Raw genomic sequence first — 9,983 nt, 5'->3', positions numbered from 1 at the left:
ACTCATCGCTGTAGTATTAGTTAGATTTACATGTCCCAGGGCCAGGGGGAGTTAATCCACTGCCAGGATAGCTGGCTGGTGGATAAGCCAAAATGAAACAGCGGGCCGTAAAGCTGTTCGTAGGACACAATGCGCTGCCTCAGCAGGGGTACAATTGAGCTATATGAAGTTAAGGCCTGCTGGTCATCGGGGTGAGTATCCAGGTAAAGGTTCAATTCAATGGCGGTGAATTGAAGCTGCTGAATTTCTAAAAGCATAGCTTGTTGATTATTGTAATTACAGGCTTTGGCCGGTTGAACAATTTTTTGAGCCTGGGGGTTTTCCTGGGATTTTTCCCGGCTGTTATTCATCTGATTCACCTCTTTTTTTAGCCTATGTAAGGCATGACAAGTTCAGGGAAAAGTGTGCCGTGAGTTAAAGCTTCAGCCGGGCTGAAAACCTGGGTCATGTTCTGCCATGGAACATAAGCGTGAGCCAGTTGAAACTGAAACTCATGATCAGGACCGCACGGCATCTGTGGCGCGCCGGGCATTACAGGTATATTTGGATATGGATAATAATTCATTGTCAAACCTCCTTGCGCAGTTTATATATCTTATGCAACAAATACCTAAAATGACATACGTTGGCAACAAAAAAATGCTTGCCGGCATGAAATATAATACGGAAGATTATCAGTAGATGTACTTAGCGTGAAAAAAAACCTTGCCCGCGACAAATTAGCGGGCTTTTCTATTGAATTAAAACAGGGGAATAGCTGACGGAGGAATACATAGCCCGTTTGGGAATGGCGACGCGAGCCGTGAACGACAGGTTAAACAAGGCTGCCGGTGATTGTTTGGCTGGGTTGGCTGCTGGGATTGAGCAGGAATTTTTTTGATAAGTGGTTGGCGTTTTTAAAGGCGATGGAGAGTATCAATTTAATCCGGTTGAGCTGGTTGACCAGAATTTCTCCAACTACGCCCACCCGCGGCTTTTTTTCATTACTAATTTTCAGCTGGTCAAAATCCCTGACGATTTGGTGGATATACTTCTTAAGGCTGCCCGAATCGGCGTGAATGAGATGTTCGTTGCAGATCTCGACCCATTTTCCAAACAGCGCGTTCGCCGAGCCACGGATTGCTTCATAAGGCCTCACTCTATGCAGTACCCGCATCAGCAGATCGCCATAGGTCAGTCCCATGAGGGCTTTTCTCCATAACCGGGGAGATATTTTAAAGCCCCTTCTTCTTTAGCAGAGAAAACATAAAGTTTGAGATCCTGGCAATGGGGGGCCTACCCCCCCATTCTATTTGGTTCTAAACCGTAAGACTTAAAAATTTCTTCTATTTTCTCTAACTTTTTATCAGAGTACCATTCCCCCACGGCAAACGGGTACTCCAGGCCTAATAATCTGTAGCTCTGTCCAGCCCATGGATGGAAAGGAAGAATGTCAACCTTTTTAAAACCTAGTGAGGAAATAAATTTAGCAGTATCCTTCAAATTTTCTTCTGAATCATTACCTTCCGGAATTATTGGAACACGTATTTTTATTTCTACCCCTTCTCTCCCAATTATCCGCCTGGCGTTTTCTAGTATAAGTTCGTTCGATACCCCGCTAAATCTCTTGTGTGCTTCGGGATCCATATGTTTAAGGTCAAAAAGAACAACATCAGTATAATCAAGTATCTCATTTAAAATTTCCCATTTTACATAGCCACAGGTATCGAGAGCGGTACCTATTCCTTTTTCTTTGGCTGTCTTAAGTAAAGCAAGACAAAAATTGGGTTGTGCCGTTGGCTCCCCCCCCGACACTGTTATTCCTCCGCCGGAATTTTCATACATTGGGCGATCCTCTTCAACTTCTTTCATTACCTCGTCTACTGTCATGAAATCACCAGAGACAATAAAAGCACCTTCAGGACATTCCTCAACACACTTTTGACAACCAATGCAAAGACCCTTATCTATTCTTATCTTTCTGATCATCTTGCTTTTCAACTGCATGGGCACAAATTCAACCCCTCTCTCACCGGGAACATCAAACGTAACAATTCCTCCCTCATGCCACTTTCTTTCTACTACTTGCATGGCTCCGGTAGGACACATATCGTCGCAGTTACCACAATCATTGCAATTAGGCCATAAATGAAAAACCTCCGGAAAGCGCCGTACCCCTTCCGGGTTATGGCACCAGTGACACCTTAGCCGGCAACCCTTGAGAAAAATTGTAGTACGTACTCCTGGCCCATCGAATATTGAAAAATGCTGAATGTTCGAAACTATTCCTGCCAACATTACATTTTTTCCTCCTTAATTCTGCCTTGAGAAGCTTCCATAAAAAGTTCTCTATCGGTATCAACCGTCTGCTCCTTGCCACATTTAGGACACTCTCGTACCGAAAAAGTCGGACCGCAGCACCTATCTCCACCGGCATATTTTAAGCTAATGAGCTTAAATTGATCAAGTTTGCCTTCATGACCGCAATTCATACATTTCATTTTTATAATCATTCCTTTCGCTGCGCTCAAGGCACAAAACGCCATGAAAATGATTGCCTGTGCGCTATTCTTTAATTTGATTTTCGGCCGCTTTTACACGGCTCAACGCTTAAAAATCAAGACATTATTGCTTTAGCTATTGACTGTACCATCAGCGAAGTTCAGGCTGGTAAAACCACTCTTTGCTTAAGCCGTACGGATGTTATTAAACGCTTTATTGCTCAGATAGAAACAACTGTCGTGCGCTTGACTGTCTCTTGTTCCGGTGCTATAAAGATTATCCGGTCTATTCCTGGTATTAGCCGGCTTTCGGCGCTTGTCATTTTCTTTTGAAATCTGCGCCGGCATGGCTGCCTTTCACTCAGCCAAGCGCCTGTTGTTCCTGGGCGGGACTTGCTCCTTCTGACGATCAGAGCGGCGGCAAGAAGAAATCGGTTCGCGTCAGTCGTGCTGGTGTTTACATCAAGTCTTTACTCGTTCAGTGCGCCTGCTCAGCTATCAAGAATTTACCCTCCAATAGTGACTTCATAACCATAGCTTTTAAAGATTTCCTCAAAACCCACTAAATCCTCTGGAGCTATCGAATCGATCCCAGCAAAAAGATAATCCCTATCTAACTGCTTATACTTACCTGTAGCCCAATTATGGAAGGGAATAAGATCAATTCCTTCCACTGCGTCGCCGAGGCCCCTGGCCAGTTCAGTTACGGCATGAATAAACTCAACCTCATTATTTATTCCCGGAATTATAGGTAAACGAAGTCTTATCTTTTTTTTTCTGCTGCATATTTTATGCAGATTTTGAAGAATTAACTCATTTGAAACACCGGTTACTTCTTTGTGCTTTTGTGAATTTAAACTCTTTATATCGAAAAGAATTAAATCTGTCCAAATAAGCGCTTTCTCCAAATCTTCCCAAGGTACAAAACCTGATGTATCTATGCAAGTATGAATCCCTGCTTTTTTTGCCCGGCTTAATATTTCCACAGTAAATTCACTATTATAAAGTGGCTCGCCACCTGATACAGTTAGTCCGCCACCAGAATTTTCGTAGAATAACCTGTCTGCTTCAACTTCATGCATTACCTCATCAACATTCCAATGCTTGCCAATTAATTCCAGAGCTTTATAAGGACATTCTTGAATACATTTCATGCAATAGGTACATTTATTCCTATCCCTTTTTGGAAATTCTCCATTTGGTCCGGGAGGACTAATCGCACCTTCCGGACATACTTCACTGCAATGTCCGCATCTCATGCATTTCGTCTCCATATAATAAAACTCTTGATAATGATAAATGCATTCAGGATTATGACACCAGGTACATTTTAAATAACAGCCCTTCAAAAAAATAGTCGTCCGAATCCCGGGGCCATCATTAGTAGAAAATCTCTGTACATTTGTAACCAGGATTTCTTTTTTCAATTAATATTCTCCTTTCCCAGCAGGTTAACCATTTTCCCCGGCACTACCTTTGTAGCGGCGCCGGAGGTTGTCTCGTCCGGCGGAGTATCTTTCACTCCGTAAATACAATAACCTTCCCTTTTTCGGAGGGAGAGGACGACTTTCCTCTCCCTCCGAAAATTCCTTTTAAATTGCCGGTCAGTTAGTTTCCTTGATAAATTCACTATGCGATGGTTTTTTTTCAAAATTTTCGCATGCGTCATTGCGCAGGTTAACCATTTTCCCCGGTACTATCATTGTAGCGGTGCCGGAGGTTGTCTCGTCCGGCAGAGTATCTTTCACTCCGTAAATACAATAACCTTCCATTGGATCTGTAAGCCCCATTCTCCCGTAACGACAATCTTTACACCTTGGCATTTCTTCTTTCTCCTCCTCAGAAAAAATTCTGTATGATCGACATCTTCCTGGGTCGTATTTACGAAAGTTCTCTTAGGCGATCTCCTTACATATTTTCGGAGGGAGAGGACGACTTTCCTCTCCCTCCGAAAATTCCCTGATTTGCGTTTATCCTCCTAGTTCTTGTTCTGTACGCGCGACAACTGCATCCTGAGCCATCTTGGACAACGAGATAAACCTGGCGCTGTAACCGGCTATCCTGACGATCAAGTGCTCCCATTTTTCCGGCTCTTTTTGGGCGCTGCGCATATCTTCAGTACGTACTACATTAAATTGAACGTGATCACAGTTAAGATCATGCCACGTCTTCATATACGCGCTCCATACATCAAATCCTTTTTCAGATTCCCTCATCAACCCTACCGGCAAACGCTGGTTAAGCTGGACTCCTTTTATTCTCTCGTTGGGTAGTTTAGATACGCTTTTCAGCACCGCCGTGGGCCCCTTCTTATCCAACCCCATGTACGGCGAGCACCCGCCGTCATGTAAAGGCTCCCCGTGACGGCGGCCGAACGGCTCCGCCCCAATCATTGAACCAAGGGTAACAAATGCTGAAACTGATTGCGGAACTATAGTGGCTCCTTTTTCCCAGCCCACCATTTTATGCGCTGCCCATACATCACATGATACATTATAGAACCAGTTGGCTATCTTATCAACATAATCATCATCATTGCCAAATTTCGGGGCAGACAAAAATTCCTGCCTCATTTCTTCGTATCCCTGCCAGTTTGCCTTGAGCGCTTCCAGAAGCTGGCCCATCGTATATTTCTTTTTGTCAAAAATCCAGTACTTAATGGCTGCCAGATCATCAACCACACCCATCGGACCCGGATAATAATCCGCCCAGGTATTTGTATACGGCTTATTGTAGCGGTGGAAAGCGCCAACTCCCTCTTCTACGTTCCAGTCGTCCATCATGGCCATGAAGGGACTCTCCAGCCACTTGTTTTCTGCATAGCTGGTAATCTCTTTATTCATAAACATAAGCTGCGAATTATGTTTTATTTGTTCTTCAACCGCTTTTAACAGATCCTCCCAGGTAAACTTGCTGGCGTCTCCTGTATGCGCCCCGCACTGTTTATTGCTGAACACCGCGTCGAAGCCATCCGATAAGGCCATCGTTCCTACGGCGGGACCGACAATGCCACTGCCACCCTCATTTCGGGAGTGCTGGGTTGAACGCCTGCCTGTAACACCAGGCGCCATACAAAGAACCAGCGCCCAGCGGGCAGCCACCTCCGGCGGCCAGCCATGGTATTCCATATTGTGTTTGAAATTTTTTTCATAATTTTTTATAGAAGGGAACCCAAAACCCTGGGAAATACATTCATAAACGAGTCTTCTTGTTTTTTCACTGCACTTCGGGGAATATTTAAAGGCTATCGATGGTTCGTTGGTGTGGATATTTAAAGCCGCTTCTAAGATGACGTCCGTAAGATCGGTACACATATCATTACCGTTTTCGTCCAGCCCGCCGAGAGAAAGGATGTGGAGGTCGTTTATGCCGGGATGAATTATTCGCATCCATCTTCCCTTTGTTACTGTGCGCTCGCATACTTTCAGGCGTTCGCATTCAATAAGCTCGACTGCTTCTTCCCTGGACATCGGCTGGGCCGTCTTGTCAATAACGCTCGCTTTGTAGTAAGGCCACAACAAATCGTCCTCCAGTTGAGAGTAACCGGAGCAGTAGCGTTCGATATTTTGGGCCACTACAAAGCAGAACCACTTTGACTGCATAGCGTCTCTAAAGCCCCGGGCCGGCTCCGCAGGTACCCGCGCGCAAATGTCGGCGATCTCCAAAAGTTCCTTCTTTCTTTGCCCGGCGCCAACCACACTGCCGCTTAAGTCAAAGTTTTCGGCGATGATCCTGGCCAGGCGGCTGTACTTTCTTGACCAGCCGATAACCGCCCTGGCGGAGATGATCATTGCATCCCAGGCGTCGATCTTCTCAAAAAGCGGAAAGTTCTCTTCGCCCCGCCATGGAAACGTCTTTATCTTATCACGGGCATTTTTAATGTTGTCCTCGCACCATTTAATCCTTTTCTCCAGGCCATCTTCTAAAACAGACTGGTAGGGCGGTGTGGTGCTGGTAAAAAAGTGCGCCCAAACCGGCGGCTCACCTATAACACCGGTGCTAAGCTTTTCCAGCGATTCGGGATCAAAATACCGCTCGCACCTTGATGATAATGACCACTGCTTCCAATACTCTACCATTTTTGCCCCTTCGTCGTATAATTCCGGGGGAGTAACAGTATCATCTTCCAGATAATCCATCATGTTTTTAGCGCCGCCTTCGGGAAAAAGTTCTAACTTATCCGGATATTCATTGTGCGATCCAACAATCAATTCCTCGTCCTGAATATAAATACTGCAGTTCTTCAGGTAGTGTTCCAGGCACTTCGCCCTGATAATTATGGGAAGTTCTCCAGCATTTGCCTTGTGTCCTTCAGTGTATGACCTTGCTCTTTCGAGGGAAATTTTTATGTCTTCCCGCACATACTCTCCCCCGGCAGTATGCGCCCAGCGGCAGCGTTGGTGAAGATGTTTCGTCCGCGGGGTACTCCCCGGCCCTTCTTTAATCTTTTTTTCCCACATGACTTTTCCCAAAGGTTGCCCTTTCCTGTCGATCTTTAGCTCCCGGGAAATTTCTTCTAACACAGCAGCGCTCGCCATTTTTTTCACTCCTTATTTTTAAAGATTTTTTAAAACAATTTGGTTCTTCTTTACCTTTTCTTAAAATCCGTGCACTTTGAAGCGTCCATTTCCTCTTTCGTCTTTCTCGCGTGCCAGTACTTACCTTTGCTGTCACGTAATCCCCGGACACAATCCCCTGCTCCCTTTTCATAGTCCCATTCATTTTCGGGAACCGGGAAGAAACTTTTGCACTCTTTACACTGTGGCATCTTTTTCACCCTCCGCAAAATAATAAATTATGTTTTATAAAATTTATGAAACCTCCTTTCTTTCAGAAATTAATATCCCTTAGCAATAATATAACACTATTATATATTTATTACAATAGGAATTTACACATATCTTTCAATTATCATAATATTCCATCTATAAGGCATTTCCCTATACTGCACATTAAAAGAAGTCTTATCACCCTGATTAGATTATAAAACTACCTTTATTTACTTATCCACGGTTTTCCCACCGGTAAGATATCCTTCCCCCACAGATCCAGGAAAATATTATGAGCCATAACATACCAGGCTGCCAGAGCGCAGATTATTAAATCCCAACCGGCGACCTTAGTCCAAAGATCTTTCGACGGTGTAAAGTGCGCCAAATCAAGAAAAACAAAGCCGGCTAAAAGAAATAAAAACACGAAGGCCAACATGCTGTTGGTTCTCATTGAACCAATCCACATGATAAAGGTGTAGATTGTCCACATAAACAAAAACCAGCCCACATCAGTTGTGGAAGCCTTGTATATTCCGTAGAAGTTGCCTATAAAAATAAGACCCAGGCTGATCCAGAATGCGCCGTAAGATGAGAATGCGCAATAGCCGAAGTTATTTCCTGTTTTTTGTTCTTGAAAGCCTGCGATTATTTGCATTATGCCACCGAAAATCAATCCTACCCAAACCACCGGTCCAACGCCGCACCAGCCCAGGTTGTGAAACTGGAGCAATAAAGTTGTTCCGCCGAAGCCGGCAAGACCGACAACAGCAGGATTTCCTAATTTTTCTGCCATAAAATTTGACTCCTTCTTGTTCTAAGTAATTAAATTGTTTACACTTTTAATAGCTTCTCTTATCTCATCTACGGAGGCGCCTTCTTCAATTGTAGATATATCACCTACGTCCTTTCCCATAAGAAGAGCCTTCATTACCCGGCGCATGATTTTGCCGCTTCTTGTCTTGGGTAAGACAGTAATAAATTGTACGCTTCCAATAACTACAATGGGGCCCATTGTTTTGCGCACATGAGCGATCAGTTCCTTTTTCAATTCTTCTGACGGCGTATAGCCCTGTCTTAGCACGACAAAAGCGCTGGCTACCTCGCCTCTTAGCTCCTCAGGGACGCCGGCAACACCGGCTTCTACTACTGCCGGGTGTGATATTAAAGCGCTTTCGATTTCTATTGTGCCTATGCGATGAGCGGCTATTTTGATAACTTCGTCAGAGCGTCCGGCAAACCAGATATAGCCATCCTCGTCTAAATGCGCAGCGTCACCTAAATAATAGGATTCCATTGTGCCTGGGGTTTTCTCCCAATATTCTTTTTTATATCTTTCCGGTTCTCTCCATAAAGTCGGAACAAGTCCCGGGAAAGGCTTTTTTAGTATGACAATCCCTTTTTCTCCAGGACCTAAAGGTTGACCGTCTTTTTCGTTGACAACATCGGCGTCTATTCCGGGTACCGGTATACCAGCAGAACCGGGTTTAATAGGTATTATCCCAAGGCCGTAGGGATTGGCGAATACCGGGCCGGAAGTTTCTGTCTGCCACATATGGTCGATAACAGGTATTTTATCTTCAAAAACTTCTTTTTGCAGCCATTCCCAGGCGGGCGGGTTCAATACCTCGCCGGCGCAAAAGATTCTTTTTACAGAACTGAGATCATGTTTACGGGCCTGCTCGGCTCCAATTCTCATAAGGGCCCTTACGCCGGTTGGCGATAACCATAAGGCGGTAGCCTTGTTGCGGGCGGCAATCTCCCACCACATATCCTGCCGGGGATAGTCGGGTGTACCGTCAAATATAACGTTTGTGCAACCGCAGAGCAGTGGCCCGTATACATTATAGCTATGTCCCACGATCCAGCCGATGTCTGAAGTGCAGAACCAAATGTCATCTTCTTTCAAGCCATAAATCCATTTCGCCATGCAATAAACCCAAACCTGATATCCGCCATGTTTATGCACAGTCACCTTTGGTTTAGCCGTTGTTCCGGAAGTGGGCAGTAAGAATAGAGGTTCATTGGCTTCCATGAGCTCAACTTCTGCTTCTATTCCTTCCCCGAGGGCCAGAAATTGATCCCATGTCATGTCTCTATTTTCTTTCATGGGAGCTTCAGCCTGGCCTTCAGTTTTTAAAACAATTACCTTCTCAACGATGCCCGGGCATTTATCAAGAGCGTCGTCTATAATTGTCTTGAGTTCAACGGGTTTACCACGGCGCAAGGTTCCATCCTGAGCGAACATAAACCTGGCGCCGGTAATTTCAATGCGATCTGCTACAGCACCGGCAGAAAAACCGGCAAAAATAGCCACATGAATTGCGCCGATCCGTGCGCAAGCTAGTAAAGTGACCACCGATTCAATTCCCATAGGAGCCGTAGCGGATTAAAGAGGTTAGGGTTAACAAAGTGAAGGTGGGGTGGTAGAGTAGTTTCGGGGTGGTAGACCGTGGCGTCACGATGGGAGCCGCCGTTTTGGATTGGAGAGCGAATGTTCACGGATGGAGATTTAGATTTGATCCGGGAGACCGTGGAGCGCTTTTCGTCGTTGAGCCGGACGGAGTTGGCGTTGACACTCTGTGAGAACCTGCCTTGGCAGGCGCCGAATGGGCAAGCCCGTCTCCACTCATGCCTATCGTTGTTGGAAGAAATGGACGCGGACGGCCTTGTCAAAATCCCTGCGAAGCGAGGGCTGGCCCCGTATCGACCGGCACGCCTGCATACTCAACCT

Annotated in this window: 12 protein-coding genes and 1 pseudogene; 2 read left to right on the top strand and 11 right to left on the bottom strand. The window is 45.3% G+C overall.

Going from position 1 to position 9,983, the window contains the following annotated elements; genetic code table 11:
- Window positions 1-26: 26 nt before the first annotated feature.
- The 5 genes from DEH07_08020 to DEH07_08000 form a co-directional block, all read right to left on the bottom strand.
- Window positions 27-257, bottom strand: coding sequence for a spore coat protein CotJB (locus DEH07_08020; protein HBY04464.1), 231 nt, complete (start codon window positions 255-257; stop codon window positions 27-29).
- Window positions 258-367: 110 nt separating this feature from the next.
- On the bottom strand, window positions 368-565 hold the full coding sequence (locus DEH07_08015) for a spore coat associated protein CotJA (protein ID HBY04463.1): 198 nt from the start codon (window positions 563-565) through the stop codon (window positions 368-370).
- 249 nt (window positions 566-814) lie between these two features.
- Window positions 815-1,183: a hypothetical protein gene (locus DEH07_08010; GenBank protein ID HBY04462.1), complete on the bottom strand. Its 369-nt coding sequence runs from the start codon at window positions 1,181-1,183 to the stop codon at window positions 815-817.
- A 92-nt stretch (window positions 1,184-1,275) separates the two neighbouring features.
- Window positions 1,276-2,277, bottom strand: a complete 1,002-nt coding sequence (locus DEH07_08005; GenBank protein HBY04461.1) for a glycyl-radical enzyme activating protein — start codon at window positions 2,275-2,277, stop codon at window positions 1,276-1,278.
- Window positions 2,277-2,525, bottom strand: coding sequence for a hypothetical protein (locus DEH07_08000; GenBank protein HBY04460.1), 249 nt, complete (start codon window positions 2,523-2,525; stop codon window positions 2,277-2,279). The genes DEH07_08005 and DEH07_08000 overlap by 1 nt, the downstream gene beginning before the upstream one ends.
- 310 nt (window positions 2,526-2,835) lie before the next feature.
- On the opposite strand from DEH07_08000, the pseudogene DEH07_07995 reads away from it, so the two are divergent.
- Window positions 2,836-2,986: pseudogene (locus DEH07_07995) on the top strand (IS110 family transposase).
- Here the strand turns inward: DEH07_07995 and DEH07_07990 are convergent.
- The 6 genes from DEH07_07990 to DEH07_07965 all read right to left on the bottom strand — a co-directional run bounded on the left by DEH07_07990 (window position 2,987) and on the right by DEH07_07965 (window position 9,623).
- Complete coding sequence (locus tag DEH07_07990; GenBank protein ID HBY04459.1) at window positions 2,987-3,907, bottom strand: glycyl-radical enzyme activating protein; 921 nt, start codon at window positions 3,905-3,907, stop codon at window positions 2,987-2,989.
- A gap of 177 nt (window positions 3,908-4,084) precedes the next feature.
- Window positions 4,085-4,303: a hypothetical protein gene (locus tag DEH07_07985; GenBank protein ID HBY04458.1), complete on the bottom strand. Its 219-nt coding sequence runs from the start codon at window positions 4,301-4,303 to the stop codon at window positions 4,085-4,087.
- Between the two features lie 147 nt (window positions 4,304-4,450).
- Window positions 4,451-6,940: a benzylsuccinate synthase subunit alpha gene (locus tag DEH07_07980; protein HBY04457.1), complete on the bottom strand. Its 2,490-nt coding sequence runs from the start codon at window positions 6,938-6,940 to the stop codon at window positions 4,451-4,453.
- Window positions 6,941-7,068: 128 nt separating this feature from the next.
- Window positions 7,069-7,248 (bottom strand): benzylsuccinate synthase subunit gamma, encoded by a 180-nt coding sequence (locus DEH07_07975; GenBank protein ID HBY04456.1) that lies wholly within the window; start codon window positions 7,246-7,248, stop codon window positions 7,069-7,071.
- 227 nt (window positions 7,249-7,475) lie between these two features.
- Window positions 7,476-8,045: a hypothetical protein gene (locus DEH07_07970; GenBank protein HBY04455.1), complete on the bottom strand. Its 570-nt coding sequence runs from the start codon at window positions 8,043-8,045 to the stop codon at window positions 7,476-7,478.
- Between the two features lie 21 nt (window positions 8,046-8,066).
- Complete coding sequence (locus tag DEH07_07965; GenBank protein ID HBY04454.1) at window positions 8,067-9,623, bottom strand: acetyl-CoA synthetase; 1,557 nt, start codon at window positions 9,621-9,623, stop codon at window positions 8,067-8,069.
- 78 nt (window positions 9,624-9,701) lie between these two features.
- On the opposite strand from DEH07_07965, the gene DEH07_07960 reads away from it, so the two are divergent.
- The coding region (locus DEH07_07960; protein HBY04453.1) for a hypothetical protein at window positions 9,702-9,983 on the top strand (282 nt) is incomplete at its 3' end.

Origin of the sequence: Desulfotomaculum sp. (genome assembly GCA_003513005.1) — a bacterium.
Taxonomy (GTDB): domain Bacteria; phylum Bacillota; class Desulfotomaculia; order Desulfotomaculales; family Nap2-2B; genus 46-80.
This window is presented reverse-complemented; position numbering and strand designations above follow the sequence as displayed.